This is a genomic window from Comamonas sp. HJ-2, assembly GCF_053615495.1.
The window spans coordinates 60078-85676 of the sequence record NZ_JBSIFD010000018.1 but is presented as its reverse complement, the minus strand read 5'-3'; the positions used below and the strand labels follow the sequence as shown (position 1 = coordinate 85676).

General features: G+C 61.4%; 23 protein-coding genes. 17 read left to right on the top strand and 6 right to left on the bottom strand.

The annotated features are described in order from the left end of the window. Both ACWGXF_RS15865 and ACWGXF_RS15860 read left to right on the top strand, forming a co-directional pair. Positions 1-588, top strand: coding sequence for a sigma-70 family RNA polymerase sigma factor (locus ACWGXF_RS15865; RefSeq protein WP_003061273.1), 588 nt, complete (start codon positions 1-3; stop codon positions 586-588). Further along, positions 585-1433 (top strand): hypothetical protein, encoded by an 849-nt coding sequence (locus ACWGXF_RS15860; RefSeq protein WP_256630862.1) that lies wholly within the window; start codon positions 585-587, stop codon positions 1431-1433. The genes ACWGXF_RS15865 and ACWGXF_RS15860 overlap by 4 nt, the downstream gene beginning before the upstream one ends. Positions 1434-1508: 75 nt before the next feature. Here ACWGXF_RS15860 and ACWGXF_RS15855 read toward each other — a convergent pair whose 3' ends face one another. From ACWGXF_RS15855 to ACWGXF_RS15835, 5 genes are all read right to left on the bottom strand, one after another. After that, positions 1509-2294 carry a peptidylprolyl isomerase gene (locus ACWGXF_RS15855; protein ID WP_452102103.1) on the bottom strand — a complete coding sequence of 262 codons (786 nt, stop codon included), beginning with the start codon at positions 2292-2294 and terminating at the stop codon, positions 1509-1511. Between the two features lie 93 nt (positions 2295-2387). Beyond that, positions 2388-2654 carry a BolA family protein gene (locus tag ACWGXF_RS15850; RefSeq protein ID WP_003061279.1) on the bottom strand — a complete coding sequence of 89 codons (267 nt, stop codon included), beginning with the start codon at positions 2652-2654 and terminating at the stop codon, positions 2388-2390. Then, positions 2651-3220, bottom strand: coding sequence for a septation protein A (locus tag ACWGXF_RS15845; protein ID WP_003061281.1), 570 nt, complete (start codon positions 3218-3220; stop codon positions 2651-2653). The genes ACWGXF_RS15850 and ACWGXF_RS15845 overlap by 4 nt, the downstream gene beginning before the upstream one ends. A 217-nt stretch (positions 3221-3437) precedes the next feature. After that, complete coding sequence (gene msrB / locus ACWGXF_RS15840) at positions 3438-3854, bottom strand: peptide-methionine (R)-S-oxide reductase MsrB (protein WP_256630861.1); 417 nt, start codon at positions 3852-3854, stop codon at positions 3438-3440. After that, positions 3851-5386 carry a protein adenylyltransferase SelO gene (locus ACWGXF_RS15835; RefSeq protein ID WP_370466636.1) on the bottom strand — a complete coding sequence of 512 codons (1536 nt, stop codon included), beginning with the start codon at positions 5384-5386 and terminating at the stop codon, positions 3851-3853. The genes msrB and ACWGXF_RS15835 overlap by 4 nt, the downstream gene beginning before the upstream one ends. Positions 5387-5590: 204 nt before the next feature. On the opposite strand from ACWGXF_RS15835, the gene ACWGXF_RS15830 reads away from it, so the two are divergent. The 12 genes from ACWGXF_RS15830 (at position 5591) to ACWGXF_RS15775 (ending at position 20970) form a co-directional block, all read left to right on the top strand. Continuing rightward, a complete protein-coding gene (locus ACWGXF_RS15830) occupies positions 5591-7234 on the top strand; it encodes a 3-(methylthio)propionyl-CoA ligase (RefSeq protein WP_314352340.1) in 1644 nt (547 codons plus the stop codon). Between the two features lie 89 nt (positions 7235-7323). Further along, positions 7324-7572, top strand: a complete 249-nt coding sequence (locus ACWGXF_RS15825; RefSeq protein ID WP_123975007.1) for a hypothetical protein — start codon at positions 7324-7326, stop codon at positions 7570-7572. Further along, the gene (locus tag ACWGXF_RS15820) at positions 7569-8591 is read left to right on the top strand and encodes a DUF4123 domain-containing protein (protein ID WP_012838920.1); all 1023 of its coding nucleotides are present in this window, start codon (positions 7569-7571) and stop codon (positions 8589-8591) included. Before ACWGXF_RS15825 ends, ACWGXF_RS15820 begins: the two co-directional genes overlap by 4 nt. A 186-nt stretch (positions 8592-8777) precedes the next feature. After that, complete coding sequence (locus tag ACWGXF_RS15815; protein ID WP_012838919.1) at positions 8778-10013, top strand: branched-chain amino acid ABC transporter substrate-binding protein; 1236 nt, start codon at positions 8778-8780, stop codon at positions 10011-10013. A gap of 231 nt (positions 10014-10244) precedes the next feature. Beyond that, positions 10245-11480, top strand: a complete 1236-nt coding sequence (locus ACWGXF_RS15810) for a branched-chain amino acid ABC transporter substrate-binding protein (RefSeq protein ID WP_452102096.1) — start codon at positions 10245-10247, stop codon at positions 11478-11480. 103 nt (positions 11481-11583) lie between these two features. Continuing rightward, positions 11584-12537 (top strand): branched-chain amino acid ABC transporter permease, encoded by a 954-nt coding sequence (locus ACWGXF_RS15805; RefSeq protein ID WP_012838916.1) that lies wholly within the window; start codon positions 11584-11586, stop codon positions 12535-12537. A 3-nt stretch (positions 12538-12540) separates the two neighbouring features. After that, positions 12541-13881 (top strand): branched-chain amino acid ABC transporter permease, encoded by a 1341-nt coding sequence (locus tag ACWGXF_RS15800; protein ID WP_452102095.1) that lies wholly within the window; start codon positions 12541-12543, stop codon positions 13879-13881. Between the two features lie 3 nt (positions 13882-13884). Beyond that, complete coding sequence (locus ACWGXF_RS15795) at positions 13885-14703, top strand: ABC transporter ATP-binding protein (RefSeq protein ID WP_012838914.1); 819 nt, start codon at positions 13885-13887, stop codon at positions 14701-14703. Between the two features lie 10 nt (positions 14704-14713). Beyond that, positions 14714-15409, top strand: a complete 696-nt coding sequence (locus ACWGXF_RS15790; RefSeq protein ID WP_003069489.1) for an ABC transporter ATP-binding protein — start codon at positions 14714-14716, stop codon at positions 15407-15409. 242 nt (positions 15410-15651) lie between these two features. Continuing rightward, positions 15652-17751: a 3-hydroxyacyl-CoA dehydrogenase NAD-binding domain-containing protein gene (locus ACWGXF_RS15785; RefSeq protein WP_452102094.1), complete on the top strand. Its 2100-nt coding sequence runs from the start codon at positions 15652-15654 to the stop codon at positions 17749-17751. A gap of 45 nt (positions 17752-17796) precedes the next feature. Next, entirely contained in the window at positions 17797-18972 is a 1176-nt protein-coding gene (locus ACWGXF_RS15780) for an acetyl-CoA C-acyltransferase (RefSeq protein WP_314352336.1), read from the top strand. A gap of 138 nt (positions 18973-19110) precedes the next feature. Beyond that, the gene (locus ACWGXF_RS15775) at positions 19111-20970 is read left to right on the top strand and encodes an acyl-CoA dehydrogenase (protein ID WP_034390748.1); all 1860 of its coding nucleotides are present in this window, start codon (positions 19111-19113) and stop codon (positions 20968-20970) included. 60 nt (positions 20971-21030) lie between these two features. On the opposite strand, the gene ACWGXF_RS15770 is transcribed toward ACWGXF_RS15775, so the two are convergent. Continuing rightward, entirely contained in the window at positions 21031-22062 is a 1032-nt protein-coding gene (locus ACWGXF_RS15770) for a patatin-like phospholipase family protein (protein ID WP_034390795.1), read from the bottom strand. A 275-nt stretch (positions 22063-22337) separates the two neighbouring features. Between ACWGXF_RS15770 and ACWGXF_RS15765 the strand changes: the two genes are divergently transcribed. The 3 genes from ACWGXF_RS15765 to ACWGXF_RS15755 all read left to right on the top strand — a co-directional run bounded on the left by ACWGXF_RS15765 (position 22338) and on the right by ACWGXF_RS15755 (position 25597). Beyond that, positions 22338-23603 (top strand): MFS transporter, encoded by a 1266-nt coding sequence (locus ACWGXF_RS15765; RefSeq protein ID WP_452102093.1) that lies wholly within the window; start codon positions 22338-22340, stop codon positions 23601-23603. Positions 23604-23779: 176 nt separating this feature from the next. Then, positions 23780-24289, top strand: coding sequence for a BON domain-containing protein (locus ACWGXF_RS15760; protein WP_003069479.1), 510 nt, complete (start codon positions 23780-23782; stop codon positions 24287-24289). 84 nt (positions 24290-24373) lie between these two features. Next, the gene (locus tag ACWGXF_RS15755; RefSeq protein ID WP_314352334.1) at positions 24374-25597 is read left to right on the top strand and encodes a PLP-dependent transferase; all 1224 of its coding nucleotides are present in this window, start codon (positions 24374-24376) and stop codon (positions 25595-25597) included. The last annotated feature ends 2 nt before the right edge of the window (positions 25598-25599 follow it).

Genomic DNA, 25599 nt, shown 5'->3' with positions numbered 1-25599 from the left:
ATGCTTGCACCGCCGCTTGCCCAAGCCCAACTCGCCGATGAAGCCCTGATGCGCAGCTATGCCGCAGGGCAGGCCACGGCGTTCGAGACGCTTTATGCCCGGCACAGCCTGCGCATATGGCGCTATTTCTATCGCAACACGGGCGATGCGGCGCTGGCCGACGATCTGGCGCAAGACCTCTGGCTTACCGTGGTGGACTGCGCCTGCCGCTATGAGGTGCGCAGCAGGTTCACGACCTGGCTGTTCACCATGGCGCACAACCGCCTGGTCGATCACTGGCGCAGGCAGCGGCCGGGCATCAGCCTGTCGGCAGACACGCAAGAGTCCATGCGGCTGGCCGAAAGCCTGTTTGCGGCCTCGGGCTTCGAGCCCGAGCAGCATCTCGATCGTCAACTCATGGCCCAGGCCATCCTGGCAGCGCTGGCCCGGCTCCCGGCCGAGCAGCGCGAGTGTTTTCTGCTGCAGGTCGAGGCTGATCTGACGCTGGCCGAAATTGCCCAGGCCACCGGCGTTGCCGAGGAAACGGCCAAAAGCCGCTTGCGCTATGCGCGTGCCAAACTACGCGCCGCGCTGGAGGAACTGGCATGAATATGCACCCCGAAAACCCGTCTGGCGACGACAAGCTCGATGCGCTGCGCGAGCTCTACCACGAGGCCGTGGCAGAGGATCGTGGCCCCAGTGCGCAAAGCAGCGCAGCCATCCTCAAGCGCGCACGCCAGCGCGCGGCAGCTGTGGGGCAGGAGCCCACGGAGCCTATGGACAAGCCTGCCGCCAATGACCGCTTCTGGCTGCGTCATGCGCTGGGCGGACTGGCGGCTGTCGGGCTGGTGGGCTGGCTGATGCTGCAGCACGCCGCCTGGTGGAGTGGGCCGGACAAGGAGAGCGAGCGAGATTCCAGGGCCGAAGCAGTGGCCCAGCCAGCTGAATCGCAGCCGGCTCCGGCAGTTGAGGGTGCGGATCGCGCCGCCATGGTGGAATCGGCTCCGGGCGCGGCGGCGCTGGCGCAGAAATCCACGGAAAAAAAGACTCGAATCCAGGCAGGGAAAACACCAGAAGCTATGGATATGGAAGCATCTATAGCTGCATCAGCCCCTGTGCTGCGGCCAGAGGCTGCTCCGGCCCCGGGTGCGGCGGCGCGCTCCGCAAAGCCGGCTGCCAAAGCGCCATCCCGCAGCGATGAGACCACAGAACCTGCTGCCACGGCGGAGGCCATGGCGCCGCAGATCTCCAGGTCAAGCGCGCAATTGCCGCTATGCCCCTTGACGGCCGAGGTGCATGGCAACACGCAAGCTGCAAAAGAGGGGGCGGACAAAGCCTCAGGCATCGCAGGCAAGCCGCTGGATTGCCGTCCGCGAAAGCATGGGGAAACGCAGCCGGATGATGCCAAGTCTGGGCGGGATGCTTCTAAATATATAGCATATCCGCCACAGTGAGACAAAAAAAGCCCGCTTGACGCGGGCTTGGGTGATGGTCTGGCCAGTACTTTTGGGTACTGACGTTAGATCATGTTACTGGATTTTTGCGCTTTTGCGCAGATGATCTTGGAACTGCTGCTCTTTTTGCTGCTGCAACTGCTGCGTGATCTGGGGTTTGACATCTTCGAACTTGGGCATTTCGGCCTGGCGCTCGTCATCCATGCGGATGATGTGCCAGCCGAACTGGCTCTTGACGGGCGCGTCGGTCATCTCGCCCTTCTTGAGCTTGATCAGGGCTTCGGTGAACTCGGGTACGTAATTGTTGGGGTTGGCCCAGTCCAGATCACCGCCACGGGCGCCCGATCCGGGATCCTTGGATTCCTTCTTGGCGATGTCTTCAAACTTCTTGCCGGCCTTCACCTCGGCAATGATGGCCTTGGCGCGGTCTTCGGACTCCACCAGGATGTGGCTGGCCTTGTATTCCTTGCCGCCATTGGCAGCGACGAATTTGTCGTACTCGGCCTTGGCTTCGGCATCGGTCACGGGGTTTTTCTTGCGGAAGTCGTCAAACAGCGCGCGGATCAGCACGGTCTGGCGTGCCATTTCCATCTGCTGCTTGTAGGCTTCGGAGCCGGCCAGGCCGCGGCGGTTGGCTTCCTGCATGAAGATTTCACGCGCGATGACTTCATCCTTGATCATCTTTTCCATCTCGGGCACAACGGGCTGGCCGCTGGCTTCGATCTGGGTCTTCAAGGCATTGACGCGGGCCATGGGAACGGCCTTGCCATTGACGATGGCCACATTCTGGGCCGAGGCGGACAGGGCGGCTGCGCCCAGAACAGCGGCGGCCACGATGCGGGCCAGTTGCTTTTGTTTCATGCTCATTCGAGTTGTGATTGAGAAAAGTGAGTGAAGTTCAGTCCATACGCAACAGGCTCCCGTCAAGGAGCCTGTGGTCAGAACAGTGCGTTCTCAAAGTACTTCAATGGCGATGGCATGAACACCCTGGTCAATGAAGTCTTGCAGTGCATCATACACAAGGCGGTGGCGTGCCACGCGGGTTTTTCCATCAAAGGCAGGGCCGGCGATGCGCACGCGAAAATGCGTGCCCACACCGCTGTCGTTGGCGCCGGCATGACCGGCATGCTGATAGCTCTCGTCGATGACTTCGAGTCGGGTCGGGGCCAGACGCTGGCGCAGGGCGGCGTCCATGGCCTGGGCACTGATGGTCACGCTCATGGCTGCTTGTCCTTGGCTTCGGCTGCGTTGGGCACGCCGTCCTGGGGCAGGTAGCGGCTCATGTAGATGGCTTGTGCAATCACAAACACCACCATCAGTCCCATGCCACCAAACAGCTTGAAGTTGACCCAGGTATCGGTGTCGAAGTTATAGGCTACCCAGATGTTGAGTCCGCCCATGGCAGCGAAGAAAGCAGTCCAGGCCCAGTTGAGCTTGAGCCAGATGGCGTCGGGCAGTTGCAGCTGCGCGCCCATGACGGAGCGCAGCAGGTTCTTTTTGAACACCAGCTGACCGATCAGCAGCGCGCCGCCCATGAGCCAGTAAAGCACCGTGGGCTTCCATTTGATGAAGTTGTCGTCATGGGCCAGCAAAGTGGCGCCGCCAAACAGCACGATGACGCCGAGGCTCATCCACTGCATGGGCTCGATCTTGCCGGTCTTGAAGCGCAGATAGGCGATCTGCGCCACGGTGGCGGCAATGGCCACGGCCGTGGCGGTGTAGATGCCCCAGACCTTGAAGGCCACGAAAAACAGGATGATGGGGAAGAAATCAATCAGCAGCTTCATGCGCGAAATGGTAGTCGTTCTGGAATTCAGACTGCGTAGCACCGACAAGGTTCCCGGCGCTGCGAGCAAAGCCGCATCATGCACCAAAGCCCAGGTCGTACCGTAGGCAAAGCCTTGTACGTCGGACGGATTCAGCTATCAAAGCTGATGTGCAAGGCCGGCGCAGTGAGCCCGGCCCGAAGCCGCGCGGCCCTTGCTGTTCAAGCCTTGCCAGCTCTTATTTTGGGGGCTCGTTCTGGAAATCCAGCGAGGCCGAGTTCATGCAGTAGCGCAGGCCGGTGTCGGTGGGACCGTCGGGAAAGACATGGCCCAGATGGGCCCCGCAGTTGCTGCATACCGTCTCGGTGCGGACCATGCCATGGCTGCGGTCCACGATATTGGTGATGGCACCGGGCAGGGCCTGGTCGAAGCTGGGCCAGCCGCAGCCGGCGTCAAACTTGGTATGGGAGTCGAATAGCCTGTTGCCGCAGCAGATGCAGTGGTAGCTGCCATCGGCCCAGAACTGCTCGTATTTGCCGGTGAAAGGTCGCTCGGTGGCTGCGTGGCGTGTGACCTGGAAGGCCGCCGCTTCGGCGCCCTTGTCCTGCAACAGGGCTTGCCATTCTTGGTCGGATTTCTGGACAGGAAAGCTCATGATGAACAGCTGATTTCAATCGAGGAAGCCCAGTCGGGCGGGAAGCCGGCCCAGTCGGCGTGGTCCGGGTGCGAGTCATAAGGCGTCTGCAACACGGCCAGCATCTGCTGCACCGGGGCGAAGTCACCGGCCTGGGCGGCGCGAATCACGGTTTCGCCCAGATGGTTGCGCAGCACAAAGCGCGGATTGGATTTTTGCATCAAATCGACGGTCTGTGCTTTGTCCACTTGCGCCAGCTGCTCTGAATAAGTGAGTGACCAGGCATCAAAGCTGGCCCGGTCAAGAATGATGTCACGCAGTGGCTCAAAGTCGATTTTCGTTTCCTGCCTTTGTGCAACAGCATCGGTCAGGCGGCTGAAAAAGATGGTGTAGTCCACCTTGCTGTCGGCCAGGATCTGCAGCAGCGGGTTGACCAGCTGCGCAAAGCGGCCTTCGGTGGCAGGCGTGCCGGCCTCGTTTTCGGGCAGGCCCAGCTTGGCCAGCATCTGGCGCGCATAGGCGGCGGGGAAGACGGTCTTGTAGGACTCCAGCGCAGCAATCGTCAGCTCTTCGTCGCCGATCAGCGGCAGCAAGGCCTGGCCCAGGCAGTAGAGATTCCAGTAGGCCACCTGGGGCTGGCGGTTAAAGGCATAGCGGCCCTGGCTGTCGCTGTGGTTGCAGATATGGCCGGGGTCGAAGGCATCGAGAAACTGGAAGGGGCCGTAGTCGATGGTCAGGCCCAGAATGCTCATATTGTCGGTATTCATCACACCATGGCAAAAGCCCACGCCTTGCCACTGGGCCATCAGTCGGGCAGTGCGCTCGCTCACGGCCTGCAGAAAATTGGCGTAGGGATTGCCGTTCAGTGCAACAGCCGTGCGGCATTCCGGGTAATGCTGGTCTATGACCAGATCGGCCAGGGCTTTAAGTTCGGTCTGCATGTCGCGCGCGGCGAAATGCTCGAAATGGCCGAAGCGGATGAAGCTTTCGGCCACACGGGTCACGACGGCGGCAGTTTCCATGGTCTCGCGCGCCACGGGCAGGGGCGAGCCCGTCAGCGCCAGCGCTCGCGTGGTGGGAATGCCCAGGGCTGCCATGGCTTCGCTGCAGAGAAATTCGCGAATCGACGAGCGCAGAACGGCCCGGCCGTCGCCCATGCGTGAATAGGGGGTGCGGCCAGCGCCCTTGAGCTGGACTTCAAAGCCCTGCTCAGTCTCGCCCAACAGGATGGCACGGCCATCGCCAAGCTGGCCGGCCCAGACGCCGAACTGGTGACCGCTATAGACAGTGGCCAGCGGCTTGCTGCGGCCTTTGCCATGGCCGGAGACGGCATTGCCGCTGAGGATTTGCAGCGCTTCGGCGCTGTGCAACCACTCGGTGTTCAGACCCATCCAGCGGGCCGTGCTGACGCTGGCGGCAATCCAGTGCGGCTCTGGCACGGGCGTGGGTTGGAGATAGGTGAAAAAAGCCGGGCCCAGAGCTTCGAAGCGGCCGGGCTTGCGCCATTGCGGGGCAGGGGATTCGCTCATGCAATCATTGTGCTTGAGCAGCATCAAGGATAGGGTTTGCAGGGTTGTCGAGCCGGTTTCCGTTGGAGAGCAGCCTAGGTTTTTCCCTGAGTGCGCGCACATCGTTCAGAGGGAGGATGCAGACAAAGGTCGCCAAGGTTACGCATTGGTGACAGTCCTCAGATGACGGCCTGGAAGCCCGCGCTAGGATGCTTCCCGATCATCACAACGATATCCAGGAGACTGCCAATGTTGGGTCTGATGCAAAGCCAGCCGCTGTTGATTTCTTCCCTGATCGAGTTTGCCGCGCGCAACCATGCCGATGGAGAGATAGTCTCCCGCCGTGTGGAAGGCGATATCCACCGCTACACCTACAAGGATCTGGCGGCGCGCTCGCGTCAGCTTGCCAACAAGCTCGATGCCATGGGCCTGGTGCCGGGCGAGCGCGTGGCCAGCCTGGCCTGGAATGGCTATCGCCACATGGAGATGTATTTTGGCGTCAGCGGCTCGGGCCGGGTGTTGCACACCATCAACCCGCGCCTGCATCCCGAGCAGGTCGCATGGATCGTCAATCACGCCGAAGACAAGGTGCTGTGCTTTGACCTGACCTTTTTGCCCATCATCCAGGCCGTGCATGCCAAATGCCCGCAGGTGCAGCAATGGGTGGTGCTCTGCGATACAGACCGGCTGCCGGCAGACAGCGGCATTCCAGGCCTCGTCAGCTACGAGAGCTGGATTGCGGGCCAGTCCGATCAATACCGCTGGCCGCAGTTCGACGAGAACACCGCATCCAGCATGTGCTACACCAGCGGTACCACGGGCAACCCCAAGGCCGTGCTCTACAGTCACCGCTCCAGCACGCTGCACGCCTATGCCGCAGCGCTGCCCGATGTGATGTGCCTGTCGGCCCGTGATTCGGTGCTGCCCGTGGTCCCCATGTTCCACGTCAATGCCTGGGGCTTGCCCTATTCGGCGGCGCTCACGGGCTGCAAGATGGTCTTTCCGGGCCCGGCGCTCGATGGGAAGTCGGTCTACGAGCTGATCGAGTCGGAAGGCGTGACCTTTGCTGCTGGCGTGCCCACCGTCTGGCAGATGCTGCTCGGCTATATGAAGCCGGGCGGCCTGCGTTTTTCCAAGCTCAATCGCACGGTGATCGGCGGCTCCGCCTGCCCGCCCGCCATGATCACCGCCTTCCAGGACGACTACGGCGTGGAGGTGCTGCATGCATGGGGCATGACGGAGATGAGCCCGCTGGGCACGCTGTGCACGCTCAAGAACAAGCATCTGGAACTGCCCAAGGAAGAGCAGATGAAGATCCGGCAGAAGCAGGGGCGCGCGATCTATGGTGTGGAGATGAAGATCGTCAACGACGCCGGTGACGAACAGCCCTGGGATGGCAAGAGCTATGGCGACCTGCTGGTGCGCGGCCCCTGGATCATCGACAGCTATTACAAAGGCAGCGGCAACCCCCTGGTGCGCGGGGCTGACGGCCACGGTTGGTTCCCGACGGGGGATGTGGCGACGATAGACCCCGACGGCTATATGCAGATCACCGACCGCAGCAAGGATGTGATCAAGTCCGGCGGCGAATGGATCAGCTCCATCGATATTGAAAACATCGCCATGGCCAACCCGGCCGTGGCCATGGCGGCCTGCATAGGCATGCCGCATCCCAAGTGGGACGAGCGCCCCATCGTGGCCGTGGTCAAGAAGCCCGGCGCGGAAATTACGCGCGAGGAGTTGCTGAAGTTCTATGAGGGCAAGACGGCCAAGTGGCAGATTCCCGATGATGTGGTGTTTGTGGACGCTATTCCAATCGGTGCCACAGGCAAGATGCTCAAGGCCCGTCTGCGCGAGGAACTCAAGGACTACCAACTGCCCACGGCGGTCTGAACGTTCCCCGGCCTGGCCGGAGCAAAGCCATCATCGTGAGATGATGGCTTTTTTGCCTGGGCCTTTTCTGGCGCCATTGGTTGACATCCATGCCTTCAGCTCCCGGTTTTTGCGACTGCTCGCCACCCTTGATATCGGATGGTGGTCGCGCCCACGATTTGCCGCGACGCCAGCTTCTCGGAGCCGCCTTGCTGGGCGGGCTGGGTGCATGGAGTCTGCCTGCAGCAGCCTGCGGGCCAGAGACTGTCGCCCCGGCTGCGCCGCGCAATGTGTGTCTGGAATGTCTGGCACGCCGGGCACAGCAGCGCTCGGCGTTTGTGAACAAGGAGTTGCCGTGAGCGCCGGGCCGCTGTGGCCGCAAACAAGGCCTGCACGCAAGAGCTGGCCTTTGCGCTGGTCGCAGCTCAATTCGACCGGCAAGGCAACAGGCAAGCCCTTGCAGCTGTATCTGTTGCTGGATGCGGCGCAGAACCAGGACTTGTTGGCACAGGTGCCGGAAAGCGGTGCCGAGGCCTTGTTTGCTTTCACGCGCGCGAGCAAGGAGGGCCAGCTCAGTCCCTGGTTGGTACACCTTGGCAGCACTGCTCAGGCCTTGAAAACGCCACAGCAGAATTTTCTCGATGCCGTGCTCGATGTGGTGCAGGCCAGCCCTTGTGCCAGCTTGCTGGCAAGCGAGTGCGAGATGCCGGTGCTGCTGGCCCATCTGCGCCTGGCCATGGACCCAAGATTGCCTGGCGGCGACGGCAGCTATCTTGCCTTCTGGGACCCTGCCGTGCTGGCGGCCTTGCTCGGGCAAAGCGATCCGGACACGCAAACCGGCATCGAACCCGTGCTGCGCCCCGCCCAGTGCCAGGCCTTGCTGGGTCCGGTTGCACGCTGGTGGTGCTGGAGCCGATCGGGCCGGTTGCATGAATATGCGGTGGCTGATTTTGTCGGGCCTGCGGCGCCCCTGCCGCTTCAGCTCGGCACCGCTCAGGTCGATGCGTTGGTAAAGGGCAATGTGCCCGATCTGCTGATCTATTACCTGAATCTGAACCAGGTCCATCTGCGCGACAGATTGCCGCCGCTGGCAATGCATTGGTTTGCGCGTCAGCAACTGGAGTTTGCGCGCCGCCATGGGCTTGCTGGTACGCGCGACCTGCTCAACTATCTGTGTCTGGCGCTGATTGCAGGAGCACGCTTTGATCAATTGCCCGGAGTGGTCGAACTGCTGGCCAAGGTCAAGGCCGGCAGGCTGAGTTTCGACGAGTTGATGCGCGATATAGGTCCGCATCTGGAGGACAGGGAGCTGCCGGAGCCGCAGGTGCTGACCAGCTCCAGCGGCCTGCCGCTGACGGAAAGCCAGTTGCCGCTCTAGGTCGCTGAATCAGATAAGTCTCTGCACTTTTATAGGCGGGCGCCAGCAGCTATTGTTTTGGGAGCTTCGGCCTGAGGTAAACCCTGCAGTCGCCAAAGTGATATGCGCTAGGGCAACCCCCAAGCCGCAGGCGCTGGCTTGCCCTTTAGTCTGGGCGTCGCTCATAACCACCAACGGAGACGCTCTATGAAGTTTGCAATCAAGGCTTTGACAGCATCGGTGATCCTGGCGTGCGCGGGGAGTGCGATGGCGCAGAAGGGCGAGACCGTCAAGGTCGCCTGGATTGACCCGCTCTCGGGCCTGATGGCAGCGCTGGGATCCAATCAGCTCAAAAGCCTGCAGTACGTGGCCGAGGAAATCAACAAGAGCAGTGCTTCGGGGGTGAAGTTCGAAATCATCGGCATCGACAACAAGCTCAGCCCGCAGGAGACCACGGCCGCGCTGCGCTCGGCCATGGACCAGGGCGTGCGCTATGTGTTCCAGGGCAATGGCTCGGGCCCGGCGCTGGCCATCATGGATGCGCTGGAAAAGCACAATGCGCGCAACAAGGGCAAGGAGGTCGTGTTCCTCAACTATGCGGCGGTGGACCCGGACCTGACCAACAGCAAGTGCAGCTACTGGCATTTCCGCCTCGATGCCGATACCTCCATGAAGATGGAGGCCTTGACCACGTATATGAAGGACGTGCCAGAGGTCAAGAAGGTCTATCTGATCAACCAGAACTACTCGCATGGCCAGCAGGTGTCCAAGTTCGCCAAGGAGATGCTCAAGCGCAAGCGCCCCGATGTGGAAATCGTGGGTGATGACTTCTCTCCTCTGGCCCAGGTGCGAGACTTCGCGCCCTATGTGGCCAAGATCAAGCAGTCGGGCGCCGATACGGTGATCACCGGCAACTGGGGCTCGGACCTGGCGCTGCTCATCAAGGCCGCCAACGATGCAGGTCTGAACAACGTCAAGTTCTACACCTATTACGGCATTGCCACGGGCGCGCCCACGGCCATGGGGGCGGCGGCGGCGGGCAAGGTCTATATGGTGGGCTACGGCCACCTGAACATGCCCGGCACCATGGACAAGATCGTCAAGGGCTTCAAGGCCAAGGTCAACGAGGATATGTACACCGGTACCGTGTACACGGGCCTGAACATGCTCGACCAGGCTTTTGCAAAAGCCAAGACCACCGATCCGGTCAAGGTCGCCGCGACCATGGAGGGCATGAAGTTCCAGAACTACAACGGCGAGGTCGAGATGCGCAAGACCGATCACCAGCTGCAGCAGGGCCTGTACATCGCGCGATGGGAGAAGGCCGGCGGCAAATACCCCATGGACTCGGAGAACACGGGATATACCTTTGCGCCCGTGAAGTACTTCGAGCCCTATGTGGCCAGCACCCCCACCAGTTGCCAGATGAAACGCCCCTCCTGAGCGGGGGAGGCGGGATCGATATTCGGGGCGCCCTGGTGGCGTCCTTTTTTTATTCCCGGGTTTCATTCGCCTGCAAGTGCGATCAGCTGTCGCACAAGTGTCGCCAACTGCCGCGAATCGGCCTTGGAAGTCGCATGCGTGATAGTTACTAAGGCTTTCCCCAGCGGGAAAAAGTCTACCGACCGGTAGATTGGCGGCAGTCGCTAGCAAAAACAATGAAAGGAGACAAGTATGAAATGGGTTATACGTGCGGTGGCCCTCTCGGCTATGGCTGTGAGTGCAGGTGGTGCATGGGCTCAGAAGGGTGAAACCGTCAAGGTCGCCTGGATTGATCCCTTGTCGGGTCTGATGGCTGCCGTGGGAACGAATCAGCTCAAGACTTTTCAGCTGCTGGCGGAAGAGTTCAACAAGAAAAATGCCTCGGGCGTGAAGTTCGAGGTCGTGGCGCTGGACAACAAGCTCAGCCCGCAGGAGACTACGGCTGCGCTGCGCTCGGCCATGGATCAGGGCGTGCGCTATGTGACGCAGGGCAATGGCTCGGGACCGGCGCTGGCCATCATGGATGCGCTGGAAAAGCACAACAATCGCAACAAGGGCAAGGAGCTGCTCTATCTGAACTACGCTGCGGTGGATCCCGACCTCACCAACAGCAAATGCAGCTACTGGCATTTCCGTCTCGATGCCGATACCTCCATGAAGATGGAGGCATTGACCACATTCATGAAGGACGATGCCGAGGTCAAGAAGGTCTATCTGATCAACCAGAACTACGGCCATGGTCAGCAGGTGTCCAAATACGCCAAGGACCTGCTCAAGAAAAAGCGCCCCGATGTGCAGATCGTGGGTGATGACTTCTCTCCTCTGGCTCAGGTGCGCGACTTTGCACCCTATGTGGCCAAGATCAAGCAGTCGGGGGCCGATACGGTGATCACCGGCAACTGGGGAGCGGATCTGTCGCTGCTGCTCAAGGCCGCCAATGATGCGGGGATGAACAACGTCAAGTTCTATACCTACTATGCCTTCGGTCCTGGGGGGCCTACTGCCATGGGCGCAGCGTCCGAGGGTAAGGTCTATACCGTGACTTACGGGCACTACAACATGGGTGCGCCGATTCAGGCCAGCATGGAAAGCTTCAAGAAGAAGTTCAACGATGACCTGACGCAAAGCTCCATCTACCATGTGTTCGCCTTGCTGGATGCAGCTTTTGTCAAGACAGGCTCCACCGACCCGGTCAAGGTTGCGGCGGCACTCGAGGGTATGAAGCTGAAAAGCTTCAACGGCGATGTCGAGATGCGCAAGAGCGACCACCAGTTGCAGCAAGGCCTGTATATCTCCAGGTGGCAGAAGGCTGGCGGCAAGTTCCCTTATGACGCGGAAAACACAGGCTACACCTTCGCTCCCGTGAAGTACTACGAGCCCTATGTGGCCAGCACGCCCACCAGTTGCCAGATGAAGCGTCCGTCCTGAGTCAGGCTCACTCTCCCTCGTGCTGCAGCATCCGTACCCACAAGAACGCATAACAGGTGCAGTGCTGCAGCAGTCTTTTTGCTCATGAGAACAAGGCAAGTCGATGACGCCTGAATTTTTCACCATATCGATGCTCAACGGTGTGAGCTACGGGCTGCTGCTCTTCATGCTCAGCTCAGGCCTGACGCTGATCTTCAGCATGATGGGCGTGCTTAATTTCGCTCACACCAGTTTCTACATGCTGGGGGCGTACTTCGCATACACGCTCAGCGGCATCATCGGGTTCTGGCCCGCGCTCTTTCTCTGCCCCGTGCTGGTGGGCGTGCTGGGGGCGCTGTTCGAGCGCTACAGCCTGCGCCGCGTGCACAAATATGGCCATGTGCCCGAGTTGCTGGTGACTTTTGGTCTGTCCTATCTGATTCTCGAGGTGGTGCAGCTGGTATGGGGGCGGGGCACCGTGCCTTATGCGCTGCCGTCGGCGCTGCAGGGGCCGCTGTTTACCCTGTATGGCACACAGTTCCCCAAGTCGCGCTCCTTTGTGATGCTGGTGGCGCTGCTGATGCTGGTGGCCGTCTGGCTGCTGCTGACGCGCACACGCATTGGCCTTGTGATTCAGGCCGCGCTCAAGAACCCCGAAATGGTGGAGGCGCTGGGCCACAACGTGCCGCGTGTCTTCATGCTGGTGTTTGGCGGTGGCTGCGCGCTGGCCGGCCTGGCCGGCGTGATCGGCGGCAACACCTATGTGACCGAGCCAGCCATGGCGGCCTCCGTGGGCTCCATCATTTTCGTGGTGGTGGTGGTCGGCGGCATGGGCTCGCTGGCCGGGGCTTTCGTGGCCTCGCTGCTGATCGGTGTGGTGCAGACCTTTGCCGTGGCGCTGGACTGGTCTCTGGCCGGCCTGTTCACCTCCATGGGCCATCAGGTCAATGAGTCCACCTTCGGCTGGCCCGTGCTGCGACTGACGCTGTCGCAGGTCGCGCCCATCCTGCCTTACCTGTTCCTGGTGCTGATTCTGATCTTCCGCCCCAAGGGCTTGCTGGGTACCAGAGGGGATTGAGCCATGTCTTCGATTGCAAAAACATCCATGAATTCTTCTGCTGCCGACAAAGCTCGGTCCCAGGGACATTACCGCTTCAAGCCCTTGAACATAGGGCGAATTCTGATATGGGGCCTGTTTGCGCTGGCACTGATCGTGGCACCGCTGATCTTCACCAGCTCGCTGGCGCTGACCATGCTCAGCCAGATCGGCTATCTGATCATCATCTGCCTGTCCTACAACATCCTGCTGGGGCAGGGCGGCATGCTGAGTTTCGGTCATGCGGTCTATACCGGCCTGGGGTCGTTTCTGGCCATTCATGCCATGAACAAGGCTGCTGCAGGCGAGATGGCAATTCCGCTGGTGCTGATTCCCGTGGTGGGCGGCCTGGCGGGCATGTTCTTCGCTGCGCTTTTCGGCTATGTGACGACCAAGAAATCCGGCACCACCTTCGCCATGATCACCATGGGTCTAGGTGAGCTGGTGGCATCCATGGCGCTGATGTTTCCCGAGTTCTTCGGCGGCGAGGGCGGCATCACCACGGACCGGGTCTACAGCAAGTTCTTCGGGCTGGATTTCGGCTCGGGCCTGCAGGTGTACTACCTGATTGCCGTGTATTGCTTTGTCTGCACGGCTGCCATGTTTGCCTTCACCGGCACGCCGCTGGGTCGCATGCTGAACGCCGTGCGCGACAACCCCGAGCGTGTCGAGTTCGTGGGCTACAACACCCAACGCGTGCGCTACTTAGCTTTCATCATTGCAGGCTTTTTTGCCGGCATTGGTGGCGGGTTGACGGCCATCAATTTCGAGATCATCACGGCCATGGACAGCGTCAGCGTGGTGCGCTCGGGAGGCTATCTGCTGTTCACCTTCCTGGGCGGTGCCACCTTCTTCTTCGGTCCCATCATCGGTGCCGTGCTGCTGGTGCTGGCATCGGTGCTGCTGTCCGAGCTGACTAAGGCCTGGCTGCTGTATCTGGGCCTGGTGTTCCTGCTCATGGTCATGTATGCCCCCGGCGGTGTGGCCAGCCTGATCATGATGAATCTGCGTGTGGCCAAGTTCGGGCATTTCAAGCGCCTGCTGATGCCCTATCTGGGCATTCTGGCTGCGGGCATCGTGACGGTGATCGGTGCCGCCTCGCTGATCGAGATGATCTATCACATGCAGCTCAATGCGGCTCTGGGCCCCAAGGTGCCGTTCATGGGAACCGAACTGGACACCAGTGCTGCTGCCACCTGGACCGTGGCGATTGTGGTGTTCGTGGTGGGCCTGGGGCTGCTGGAGGGCGTGCGCCGACTGACGGCCCGTCGCTGGGGCCGCATACAGGAAGCGATCGAAGAAAGCATCAAGAAAGGGGAGGGCTGAACCATGTCCAGCATCGCCATCCATCAACCGGCTGCGCAAGCTGTGCAGCAGTCTGCTCATGCGCTGGAGCTGCGCGATCTGCGCAAAAGCTTCGGCAAGACCGAGATCATTCGCGGCGCCAATCTGGCGGTCAATGCGGGCGAGCGCGTCGCCATCATCGGCCCCAATGGTGCGGGCAAGAGCACGTTGTTCAATCTGATCAGCGGCCGCTTCGAGCCCAGCAGTGGCGAGGTGCTGCTGCACGGCCAGCGCATTGACGGCAAAAAGCCTTTCGAGATCAATCGCATGGGGTTGTCGCGCAGCTTTCAGATCACGAATATCTTTCCCAAGCTTTCGGTGTTTGAAAACCTGCGCTGCAGCGTGCTCTGGAGCCTGGGCTACCGCTACAGCTTCTGGCGTTTTCTCTCCAATCTGCACGATGCCAACGAACGTGCCAACGAGCTGATGGAGATGATCGGCCTGCATCGCAAGCGCGACACGCTCGCGGTGAACCTGACCTATGCCGAGCAGCGTGCTCTGGAGATCGGCATCACCATCGGCGGCGGTGCCAGCGTCATCCTGCTCGACGAACCCACGGCAGGCATGAGCAATAGCGAAACCGCGCATTTCATTCAGTTGATCAAGAAAGTCACCGAAGGCAAGACGCTGCTGACCGTGGAGCACGACATGGGCGTGGTCTTCGGGCTGGCGGACAAGATTGCCGTGGTGGTCTATGGCGAGGTCATCGCCTATGACACTCCCGAAGCCGTGCGTGCCAATGCGCGGGTGCAGGAGGCCTACCTGGGCTCCTCCGTCGCCGATCAACAGGCCTCTGCGCACTGAAGGAGTCCCCATGCTAAAGATCAATGATTTGCACGCCTATTACGGCAAAAGCCATGTGCTGCATGGCGTGGACTTCGAGGTTCATGCCGGCGAGATCGTGGCCTTGCTGGGGCGCAACGGCTCGGGCCGTTCCACCACCGCCAAGGCCATCATGGGACTGGTGCACTGGGAGGGGGCACTGGACTGGAAAGGCAAGAACCTGCATGGCAAGAAAGCCTACGAGGTGGCCCATCTGGGTATCGGCTATGTGCCCGAAAGTCGTGACGTATTCCCCAATCTGACCGTGCATCAGAACCTGATGCTGGGGCAGAAAGGCAAGGGCAAAGGCAGTCGCTGGGGCTTTGACGATATGTATGCCATGTTTCCCCGCCTCAAGGAACGTCAGCACACCGAGGCCGGCGTGATGTCGGGCGGCGAGCAGCAGATGCTCACGCTCTGCCGCACGCTGATGGGTGACCCGGATCTCATCATCATCGACGAACCCACGGAAGGGCTGGCGCCCAAGATCGTGGAACTGGTGGGCGAGTACCTCAAGAAGATCAAGGATCGTGGCGTGTCCGTGCTGCTGATCGAGCAAAAGCTGACCATCGCCATGAATATCTCGGACCGGGCGCTGGTCATGGGCCATGGGCATATTGTTTTTGACGGAACTCCCGAAACCCTCAGAGCGAACGAAAAGGTTCGCAAGGAGTGGCTGGAGGTTTGAGCTGACACACCCCTTGAGCGGCTTTGCCGCTTCCCCCTCTCTCGCTTTGCGGGAGGGGGACGACATCCTGGCTGCGGGGCGGTGGGGCCGCCCAGGCCCTTGCTTGATGTCTCTGATATGAGGTGTGCTCATTCTGTGAGCTGTCTCGCTCAGGACAAGCATCAGTTGCGCAACGCAGCAAAATTCGGAAAATAAAAAACGCACGACCGTTCTTTTCTATTTATTGAACAGGGGACAACAGCATGACTGCTGAATACAAAGTGGACGGAGCCATCGCCGTCATTACCTTGAACAACCCGCCGGTCAACGGCCTGGGTCTGGCCACCAGACGAGGTGTGGTTGAGGGTTTGCGCCAGGCTCTGGCGGATGACGCCGTCAAGGCCATCGTCATTACCGGCGCCGGCAAGGCCTTCTCGGGCGGAGCCGATATCACAGAGTTCGGCAAGGAAGATGCCTACCGCGAGCCGCATCTGATTTCGGTCATCCAGCAACTGGACCTGTCGACCAAGCCTGTGATCGCCGCGATTCACAGCGTCTGCATGGGGGGCGGGCTGGAGCTGGCGCTGGGATGCCATTACCGCATTGCCGCCCCCGGCACGGCCGTGGCGCTGCCCGAGGTCAAGCTGGGCCTGCTGCCAGGCGCCGGCGGCACCCAGCGCCTGCCTCGCGTACTGGGTGTGGAAGCCGCACTCAATATGATTGTCAGCGGCGAGACCGTGATGAGCGAAATGCTGGCCATGCTGCCCGGCCAGAAGCTGTTCAGCAAGATGTCTGCTTCGGCCGAGACGCTGCTGGCCGAGGCCAAGGCCTTGGCGCTGGAAGTCGCCGATGTCCGCCCGCTGCCGCGTGTGCGCGACCTGTCCTGCAAGCATCCCCAGGGCGAGGCCTATTTCGAGTTCGCTGCCACCATGGTGCAGGGCATGTCCAAGAACTTCCCTGCGCCCCTGCGCTGCCTGGAAGCCGTCAAGAATGCCACGACCAAGAAATTCGACGACGGCATGGTGGCCGAGCGCGAGGCCTTCATGCAGCTGATGATGACGCCCGAGTCGCGTTCGCTGCGTCATCTGTTCATGGCCGAGCGTGCCGCCTCCAAGATCCCCGACGTGCCCGGCGATACACCGGTGCGCGAGATCCGTACCGTGGGTGTGATCGGTGCCGGCACCATGGGCGGCGGCATTTCCATGAACTTCCTCAATGCGGGCATTCCCGTCACGATTCTGGAGACCAAGCAGGAAGCCCTGGATCGCGGCGTGGCGACCATCCGCAAGAACTATGAGGCCCAGGTCAAAAAGGGCAAGCTCTCCGAGCAGAAGTACGAGCAGCGCATGGCGTTGCTCAGCACCACGCTCAACTATGGCGATCTGAAGAATGCCGACCTCATCATCGAGGCCGTGTTCGAGGAGCTGGGCGTGAAGGAGCAGGTCTTCAAGCAGCTCGATGAAGTGGCCAAGCCCGGCGCGATTCTGGCATCCAACACTTCCACGCTCGATGTGGACAAGATCGCCGCCTTCACCAAGCGTCCGCAGGATGTGGTGGGCATGCATTTCTTCAGTCCCGCCAATGTGATGAAGCTGCTGGAAGTGGTGCGCGGCAAGGCCACGGCCAAGGATGTGCTGGCCACGGTGATGAAGGTAGGCAAGAAGATCAAGAAGACGGCCGTGGTCTCCGGCGTCTGCGACGGCTTCATCGGCAATCGCATGATCGAGCAGTACTCGCGCCAGGCTGGCTTCCTGTTGGACGAAGGCGCATCGCCACAGCAGGTGGACAAGGCCATCGAGAAGTTCGGCTTTGCCATGGGCCCGTTCCGCATGGGCGACCTGGCGGGTAACGATATTGGCTGGGCCATCCGCAAGCGTCGCTATATCGAGAAGCCCGATATGAAGTACAGCGCCAGTGCGGACCGTCTGTGCGAGCTGGGTCGCTTCGGCCAGAAGACCGGTGCGGGCTGGTATGACTATGTGCCCGGCAAGCGCGACGCCATCCCTTCGGAGGTGGTGGCCAAGATGATCGACGAGCATCGCAAGAGCCTGGGTATCACGCCGCGCAAGATCTCCGACGAGGAAATCGTGCAGCGCCTGGTCTATGCGCTGGTCAACGAAGGCGCTCAGATTCTGGAAGACGGTATTGCCAGCAAGTCCGGCGATATCGACATGGTGTATCTGACCGGTTATGGCTTTCCGCTGTGGCGCGGTGGCCCCATGCACTATGCGGGCGAGGTCGGCCTGTTCAACGTGGTTCAGGCCATGGGCCGCTTTGCCCAGAACCCGAATGACGATGCCAAGTTCTGGCAGCCCGCGCCGTTGCTGGCCAAGCTGGCCGCCGAAGGCAAGCAGTTCAGCTAGGCGCGGACGATTTCCCACGAAACACCCAGAATCAAAGGACAGAACATGACATCCGCAGTGATTGTTTCTACCGCGCGCACTCCGCTGGCCAAGAGCTGGAAGGGCGCTTTCAACATGACTTACGGCCCCACCATGGGCGCCCACGCGGTCAAGGCCGCAGTGGAGCGCGCAGGCATCGAGGGCGCCGAGGTCGAGGATGTGATCATGGGCATGTCCCTGCCCGAAGGCACGACAGGCGGCAACGTCGCCCGTCTGATCGCCATCCGTGCAGGCCTGCCGGTCACGACATCGGGGCTGACCATCAACCGCTTCTGTTCCTCGGGACTGCAGGCGATCGCGCTGGCCTCCCAGCGCATCATCGCGGGCGAGAACGATGTGCTGGTGGCGGGCGGCCTGGAGAGCATCTCCTGCGTGCAGCCCCATCTAAACCCGCATATGGCCTTCGATCCCGAACTGACGGCCATGAAGCCCGAGATCTACTGGAATATGCTGCAGACTGCCGAGCAGGTGGCCAAGCGCTACAACATCAGCCGCGATGCCCAGGATGAGTACGGCGCCTCCAGCCAGCAGAAAGCGGCTGCGGCACAGGCGGCCGGCCTGTTCGAAGCCGAAATCGCCCCCATGAAGACCGTCATGGGCGTGGCCGACAAGGTGCGCGGCCTGATCACCAAGGAGGTGACCGTCAGCAAGGATGAGGGTATTCGCGAGGGAACGACCAAGGAAGGTATCAGCGGCCTGCGCAGTGCGCTGCCCGGCGGGGTTATTACCGCTGGCAATGCGAGCCAGTTCTCCGACGGCGCCGGAGCCTGCGCCATAGTCAGCGAAGCCTATGCATCGCGCAAGGGTCTGCAGCCCCTGGGTCGCTTTCTGGGCTTTGCCGTGGCCGGCTGCGAGCCCGACGAAATGGGCATCGGCCCCATCTATGCCATTCCCAAGGTGCTCAAGAAGCTGGGTCTGTCGATCAATGACATCGACCTCTGGGAGCTCAACGAAGCCTTTGCCGTGCAGGTCATCTACTGCCGCGACAAGCTGGGCATTCCGGCCGACCGCCTCAACGTCAACGGCGGCGCGATTGCCGTGGGCCACCCCTATGGCGTCTCGGGCCAGCGCCTGACGGGCCATGCACTGATCGAAGGCAAGCGCCGCGGTGCCAAGCGCGTCTGCGTGACCATGTGCATCGGCGGCGGCATGGGCGCAGCGGGCGTGTTTGAAGTGCTGTAAGCAGGGCTTGGGCCAAGCCGCCTTCTGGTCACCTTGGGGTAGGGGCTGGGGGCGGCTTTTTTCTCCTCTGGATATATGAAATTGATAGCTTCAAGCGCTTTATCCATAAGCGATGAAGCCTGCTTTGATAGGTAATCTATGCGCCTGCGTTCCACCATTGACTTTCTGCTCTACGACTGGCTGCAGGCCGAAGGCCTGACCAGCCGCCCCCGCTTTGCCGATCATTCGCGTGATACTTTCGATGCGGTGATGGATACCTGCGAGCGTATCGCGCGCGAGAAATACGCGCCCTTCAATCGCACGGTGGATCTGCAGGAGCCGCAGTTCGATGGCGAAAAAGTCATCCTGCCTCAATGCACCTACGAAGCCCGCGAGGCCTATGCCGAATCGGGCATGCTCAGCGCCGCCCAGGACTACGAGATGGGCGGCATGCAGCTGCCCTATACCGTGGAGGCGGCGGCCAACTGCTTTTTCGCGGCGGCCTCGATCAGCATTGGCTCGAACATGCTGACTTCGGGCAATGCCAATGCCATCATGGCCCATGGCAGCGAGCGGCAGAAAAAAGTCTTTGCCGCCAACGAGTTCAATGGCCGCTGGGCCGGCACCATGGCCTTGTCCGAGCCGCAGGCGGGCTCCTCGCTGTCGGACATCGCCACGCGCGCCGAGCCCGATGGCATCGAGCATGAGAGTGACGCGCTGGGGCCGCGCTATCGCCTCAAGGGCAACAAGATGTGGATCAGCTCGGGCGACCACGAAATGACCGAGAACATCGTGCATCTGGTGCTGGCCAAGATTCCGGGCGCCGATGGCAAGACCATCCCCGGCGTGAAGGGCATTTCGCTGTTCATCGTGCCCAAGAAGCTGGTCGATGCCGAGGGCCGGCTGACCGGCGAGCGCAACGATGTGGCCCTGGCAGGCCTCAACCACAAGCTGGGCTGGCGCGGAACGACCAATACCTTGCTCAATTTCGGCGAAGGCAAATACCCTGTGCGCGGTCAGCATGGTGGCGGTCTGGACGGCCGCGGCGCGGGTGCGATCGGCTATCTGGTCGGCAAGCCCGGCGAGGGCCTCAAATGCATGTTCCACATGATGAACGAGGCGCGCATTTCCATCGGCATGGCGGCCTCCATGCTGGGCATGGCCGGCTATCACGCCAGTCTCGAGTATGCGCAAAGCCGTCCACAGGGCAGGCCCATAGGCGAGGGCGGCAAGGATGCGAGCCGGCCGCAGTCGCGCATCATCGAACATGCCGACGTCAAGCGCATGCTGCTGGCGCAGAAGGCCTATTGCGAAGGTGCGCTGGCCTTGAACCTGCTGTGCGCCAGATTGGTGGACGAGCAGTACACGGGCGAAGCACAGCAGGCGGCAGAAGCCAGGCTGCTGCTGGAGGTGCTGACGCCGGTGGCCAAGAGCTGGCCCAGCGAGTTCTGCCTGGAGGCCAATTCGCTGGCCATCCAGATCCATGGCGGCTATGGCTATACGCGCGATTTCGCGGTCGAGCAGTACTGGCGCGACAACCGCCTGAATATGATTCACGAGGGCACGCACGGCATACAGGCCATGGACCTGCTGGGCCGCAAGGTCGTCATGGATGGCGGCAAGGGCCTGCAACTGCTTGCTGCACGCATCAATGCCACCATTCAGCGGGCCATGCAGCATGAGAAGCTGGGCAGCTATGCCAATCAACTGGCGCGTGCGCTGGCCGATGTTGGATCAACCACCAAGGCAGCCTGGGCCACGGGCAACCCGCAGGAGGCGCTGGCCAATGCCGTGCCCTATATGCAGGCTTTCGGTCACCTGGTGCTGGCCTGGATCTGGCTGGATGTGGCGCTGGCCGTACTGGCCATGGACAAGGATCTGGCGATTGCTGCTCACCGCGGCAGCATGGCCGCGCAACGCTACTTCTTCCATTACGAGCTGCCGCGCATCGGCGCCTGGCTGCAGGTGGTCAAGGCGCGCGACATGACCTGTGCAGGAATGGAGGAGGAGGCGTTCTGAGCCTCGCAGCGCTGCAAAAAGGCCCGCATCAGCGGGCCTTTTTCATGGAGCAGGTTCAGCTCAGGGCTTTTCGCAGTTGCCGCTCATACCCACCATACCGGACAGCTTTTGAAGGCTGGAGCGCTGTTTCAGGCAGTCCTGATAGCTGGCTTCGGCGGCTTTCTGCTGCGCTATTTGAGTGGCTTTGGTGCGTTCGGCGCGCAGCTGGGCGATGCGTTCGCGAATCTGCGGCATCAGTGCAGTGGCGGCCTTCTCGCCTTCCACAATCGCGTGGCTGCGCTGTGCGAAGTCGGCCGGGCCGATGTCCAGCACCTTGGGACGAATGATGATGTCGGCACGCGCCAACTCGGCCTGGCCCAGCTTCTGACCCATGATGGCAATCGACTGATTGAGCGCTCCCAGCATATTGGCAGGGGTCTTGCCGCTGGCCTTGTTGGAGATGTCCACGGCGATCACGATGTCGGCCCCCAGATTGCGCACGGCATCCACCGGCACGGGGCTGACAATGCCGCCGTCCACATAGTGGTGCCTGCCGATGGTGACGGGCTGGAACACGCCCGGCACGCTGCTGGAGGCACGCACGGCCTGGCCTACATTGCCACGTGCGAACACGGTGCGTTCACCGTCTTCCAGGCGCGTGGAAACCGCAACAAAAGGCTTGGCCATCTGCTCCAGCGGTTTGCGGCGGACTTGTTCATTCACATAGTCCTCAAGCTTCTGGCCCAGCACCAGGCCGCCCGCAGACAGCTGCAGGTCGCGGATCTTGGCTTCGTCCAGCGCCACGGCTTTTTCCTGCAGCTCAAATGCGTTCATGCCGCTTGCATAGAGCGCACCCACCACGCTGCCGGCGCTGGTGCCTGCCACGAACGAGGGCGTGAGGCCATTGGCCTCGAGCATCTTGATGACGCCGATATGGGCAAAGCCCTTGGCCGCACCGCCGCCCAGCGCCAGGCCGATCTTGATCGGAGGGGCTGATGCGGTGGTCGAGGGGGCCTCAGGAGTCGCAGCGGGGCTGGGGGGATTGCTGCCGCAGGCGGCAAGGCCAAGCAGACTCAAACAGACCAAGGGGCGCAAAAAAGCATTCAGGCACATGCCGGGAAATCCTGCTGTCATTAGGGCGCAAAGTATAGCGACGGGTGTTTGAACCATTGACGTACTGGTTTTGATCGTCAAAAAGCATAGCTTCCTGTGCTTGATAGCAAATAGTTTGGGGCATGTATCCTTTGTTTGGCCTATGCGTGCCGATGCGGCTTTGCAGACAATGTTCTCATCACAAGCATGTGGCTGGCCCGCTCTGACGGCGCGGCAGGACCAACGACTGTCCGCTCTGTCCCTGTCGCAGGCCCGGCCCGATCAAGAGGCAGCAAATGTCGCAAAGCAATACATGGCAGGCCGGCGCCACAATGGCACAGGCCTCGGTCTGGTGGGTGGGCTTCGGCCTGGTGGTGGGTGTGCTGGGGGCGGCGCTGATCAGTCCCCTGTATGCGCTCTATCAGCAAGCCTGGCAGTTGCGGCCCAGCGATATCTCGCTGATCTATGTGCTCTATATGTGCGGTGGCCTGTGCGCCCTGCTGTTTCTGGGGCGTCTGCCCGACCGCATCGGCTTTCAGCGCGTGATGCTGTGTTTCCTGTGTCTGACGCTGGCAGGCACCCTGATCTCCATGCTGGCCTGGAATCTGCCCAGCCTGATCGTCGGGCGCTTTGTGGTGGGGCTGTCCTCAAGCCTCATCACCATCAGCGCCACCACGGGGCTGACACTGCTGGCTGCCAGCGCAAGCACCGGTCTGCAGCCGCAGCGCGTGGCCATGGTGGCCAGCTTTCTCAATGTGCTGGGCTTTGGTCTGGGGCCCTTGATCGGTGGCGTGGCGGGGCAGTGGCTGCCTCAGCCCTTGACGACGGCCTATCTGGTGCCGCTGGTGCTGGGCTGCATCGGTGTGGCGGGCGTTGTCACGCTCAAGCTGCCGGAGTCGGTGCAGCGGGATGCGGGTCAACTGGGGCAGGCCCCGGGTCGCCTGCACTGGCGGGACTGTCTGCCGCGGCTGACCTGGCCTGTGCACGAGGATTCCCTGGCCTTTGCACTGACCTGTGGCTACCCGTTCGTGGCGTTTGGCGTATTCGGGCTGTATGCCTCGATGGCGCCGCTGTTTCTACAGCAGATGATTCCCTGGAGCGGCCCGGTGGTCAGCGGTACGGCCATTGCGGTGATTTTGCTTGTCTCTGCAGGCATTCAACTGGTGGCTGCCAGCCTGCCGCTGCACCGCTGCGGTTTTGCCGGCATGGCGCTGCTGGTGCTCAGCAACGGCATGCTGTTGCTGAATCTGCAGATGCGCTCGACGCTGCTGTTCATCTTGGGCGTGTGTTTGACTGCACTGGGGCATGGCATGTGCATGCTGGCCGGCATGACCATGGTGGGCCGTCTTGCCAGACCCGACAACCGGGCAGGTATGTTGTCTACCTATCAGACCATCGGTTTGCTGGGCTCCATGCTGCCCATGATGGCAGTGGGCTGGATTGCAGACCACTGGAGCGTCCAGCTGGCCGTGAGCCTGTTTGCCTGCTTTGTCATGCTGTTGGCTACCCTGCTGGGCTTGGCATTTGCACGCCATCCGCGCATGCAAGAGGTTGCGGATTAGCGCATGGCTTGCATAGAGTTTCTGTAAATCACAGAAGAAAACATTTATTAATCAAATGTCACAGATTCGGACAAATTTGTCCTACAGGGATGCGGGAAAAGTTCGTATCCGAGCCAAAATGGTGGTTCGTTACAGTTGACCGTCATGTTTTTGCAAGCATTAAGGGAGAAATCGATATGACCACTATGTTCAAGCGTTCCGCTCAAGTTCTGGCCATTACCGCCTTGGCCTTTGGCTTGGCTGCCTGCGGCAAGTCCGACGACAACAAGACCGCTGGGCAGAAGCTCGATTCCGCCATTTCCCAGACCGAGAAGGCTGCGGAAAATGCTGGCAGCAAGATTGAAGAAGGTACGGCCAAGGCCGGCGATGCAGCTGCCGATGCATTGGCCAAGGCTGGTGAAGCTACCGGTGCCGCCATGGAAAAGGCTGGCAACAAGATGGAAGAAGGCGCTGCCAAGGCGGGTGCTGCCCTCGATGACGCCGGCATTACCGCTGCCGTCAAGACCGATTTGATCAAGGCTCCGGAAATCAGCGCTCTGCAGATCAATGTGGACACCAAGGGCGGCGCAGTGACCCTGACCGGCACCGTGCCCAGCGAAGCCGTCAAGACCCAGGCCGGCGAGATCGCCAAGGCTGCCAAGGGCGTGACCTCGGTCAACAACAACCTGACCGTGAAGGCTGGCTGATCCCCCTAGGTCGCCACCTCGCATGAAGCCAGAGCGCGCAAGCCCTCTGGCTTTTTTGTGGCTGCATGGCACTAAGATCAGGGCATGACCCAAGCCGACCACAAGCTATCCACCCATCTGATCCATCATCCCTACAAGCCACCGACGGACTTCGAAGGCCCTCAGCTTGCCGTGCACAAGGCCTCGACCGTGTACTTCGAGAATGTGCAGGCCATGCGCGAGCGCCGCTGGCTGGACAAGAGCAGCTACACCTACGGTCTGCATGGCACGCCCACGACCTATGCCCTGGAAGAACGTCTGGCCTCGCTGGAAGGTGGTCTGCAATGCCTGCTGGTACCCAGCGGCCTGGCCGCGATTGCCACGGTGTCGCTGGCGCTGCTCAGGACGGGCGACGAGGTGCTGGTGCCCGACAACGTATACGGTCCCAACAAGACGCTGACCGAGGGCGAGCTGGCTCATTTCGGCATTCGCCATCAGTACTACGACCCCATGTGCGTCGAAGACCTGGCAGCCAAGATCACGCCGGCCACCAAGCTGGTCTGGCTGGAGGCTCCTGGCTCGGTAACCATGGAGTTCCCCGATCTTGTCGAGCAGGTGCGCCTGTGCCGGGCCAGGGGAGTGACCATGGTGCTGGACAACACCTGGGGCGCGGGTCTGGCTTTCCGTCCCTTCGACCTGCTGGGCGATGGCAGCCTGGGCGTCGATGTCACGGTCCATGCCCTGACCAAATACCCCAGCGGCGGCGGTGATGTGCTGATGGGCAGCATCATCACGCGCAACCAGCCCCTGCATATGCGCATCAAGCTCGCGCACATGCGCCTGGGCCTGGGCGTGAGCGGCAACGACGCCGAAGCCGTGCTGCGCAGCCTGCCCAGCATCGGCCTGCGCTATCACGCGCAGGATCGCTCGGCACGCCAGTTGGCGCAGTGGCTGGCCACCCAGAGTGCCGTGGCGCAGGTGCTGCACCCCGCCATGCCTGATGCCCCGGGCCATGCTTGCTGGAAGCAGCTGTGCGGACAAGGGCAGGGCCAGGATGGCGTAGCCGCCGGTCTGTTCAGCGTGGTCATCGACGAGCGCTTCGACCAGGCGGCCGTCGATCGCTTCTGCGACAGCCTGCGCCTGTTCAAGCTGGGCTACAGCTGGGGTGGGCCTGTGAGTCTGGTCGTGCCCTATGAGCTGCCCGAGATGCGCAGCCGTGCCACACCCCACATCAAGGCGGGCACCGTGGTGCGCTTTGCCATCGGCCTCGAAGATACTAGCGATCTGCAGGCCGACCTGGCCCAGGCCCTGCTCAGGGCCTTTGGTTGAAG

Excerpts from the sequence above, each read along its gene's own strand:
- ACWGXF_RS15865 (WP_003061273.1), top strand. The coding sequence starts at position 1 with ATGCTTGCACCGCCGCTTGCCCAAGCCCAACTCGCCGATGAAGCCCTG.
- ACWGXF_RS15860 (WP_256630862.1), top strand. The coding sequence starts at position 585 with ATGAATATGCACCCCGAAAACCCGTCTGGCGACGACAAGCTCGATGCG.
- ACWGXF_RS15855 (WP_452102103.1), bottom strand. The coding sequence starts at position 2,294 with ATGAAACAAAAGCAACTGGCCCGCATCGTGGCCGCCGCTGTTCTGGGC.
- ACWGXF_RS15850 (WP_003061279.1), bottom strand. The coding sequence starts at position 2,654 with ATGAGCGTGACCATCAGTGCCCAGGCCATGGACGCCGCCCTGCGCCAG.
- ACWGXF_RS15845 (WP_003061281.1), bottom strand. The coding sequence starts at position 3,220 with ATGAAGCTGCTGATTGATTTCTTCCCCATCATCCTGTTTTTCGTGGCC.
- msrB (WP_256630861.1), bottom strand. The coding sequence starts at position 3,854 with ATGAGCTTTCCTGTCCAGAAATCCGACCAAGAATGGCAAGCCCTGTTG.
- ACWGXF_RS15835 (WP_370466636.1), bottom strand. The coding sequence starts at position 5,386 with ATGCTGCTCAAGCACAATGATTGCATGAGCGAATCCCCTGCCCCGCAA.
- ACWGXF_RS15830 (WP_314352340.1), top strand. The coding sequence starts at position 5,591 with ATGTTGGGTCTGATGCAAAGCCAGCCGCTGTTGATTTCTTCCCTGATC.
- ACWGXF_RS15825 (WP_123975007.1), top strand. The coding sequence starts at position 7,324 with ATGCCTTCAGCTCCCGGTTTTTGCGACTGCTCGCCACCCTTGATATCG.
- ACWGXF_RS15815 (WP_012838919.1), top strand. The coding sequence starts at position 8,778 with ATGAAGTTTGCAATCAAGGCTTTGACAGCATCGGTGATCCTGGCGTGC.
- ACWGXF_RS15810 (WP_452102096.1), top strand. The coding sequence starts at position 10,245 with ATGAAATGGGTTATACGTGCGGTGGCCCTCTCGGCTATGGCTGTGAGT.
- ACWGXF_RS15805 (WP_012838916.1), top strand. The coding sequence starts at position 11,584 with ATGACGCCTGAATTTTTCACCATATCGATGCTCAACGGTGTGAGCTAC.
- ACWGXF_RS15800 (WP_452102095.1), top strand. The coding sequence starts at position 12,541 with ATGTCTTCGATTGCAAAAACATCCATGAATTCTTCTGCTGCCGACAAA.
- ACWGXF_RS15795 (WP_012838914.1), top strand. The coding sequence starts at position 13,885 with ATGTCCAGCATCGCCATCCATCAACCGGCTGCGCAAGCTGTGCAGCAG.
- ACWGXF_RS15790 (WP_003069489.1), top strand. The coding sequence starts at position 14,714 with ATGCTAAAGATCAATGATTTGCACGCCTATTACGGCAAAAGCCATGTG.
- ACWGXF_RS15785 (WP_452102094.1), top strand. The coding sequence starts at position 15,652 with ATGACTGCTGAATACAAAGTGGACGGAGCCATCGCCGTCATTACCTTG.
- ACWGXF_RS15780 (WP_314352336.1), top strand. The coding sequence starts at position 17,797 with ATGACATCCGCAGTGATTGTTTCTACCGCGCGCACTCCGCTGGCCAAG.
- ACWGXF_RS15775 (WP_034390748.1), top strand. The coding sequence starts at position 19,111 with ATGCGCCTGCGTTCCACCATTGACTTTCTGCTCTACGACTGGCTGCAG.
- ACWGXF_RS15770 (WP_034390795.1), bottom strand. The coding sequence starts at position 22,062 with ATGTGCCTGAATGCTTTTTTGCGCCCCTTGGTCTGTTTGAGTCTGCTT.
- ACWGXF_RS15765 (WP_452102093.1), top strand. The coding sequence starts at position 22,338 with ATGTCGCAAAGCAATACATGGCAGGCCGGCGCCACAATGGCACAGGCC.
- ACWGXF_RS15760 (WP_003069479.1), top strand. The coding sequence starts at position 23,780 with ATGACCACTATGTTCAAGCGTTCCGCTCAAGTTCTGGCCATTACCGCC.
- ACWGXF_RS15755 (WP_314352334.1), top strand. The coding sequence starts at position 24,374 with ATGACCCAAGCCGACCACAAGCTATCCACCCATCTGATCCATCATCCC.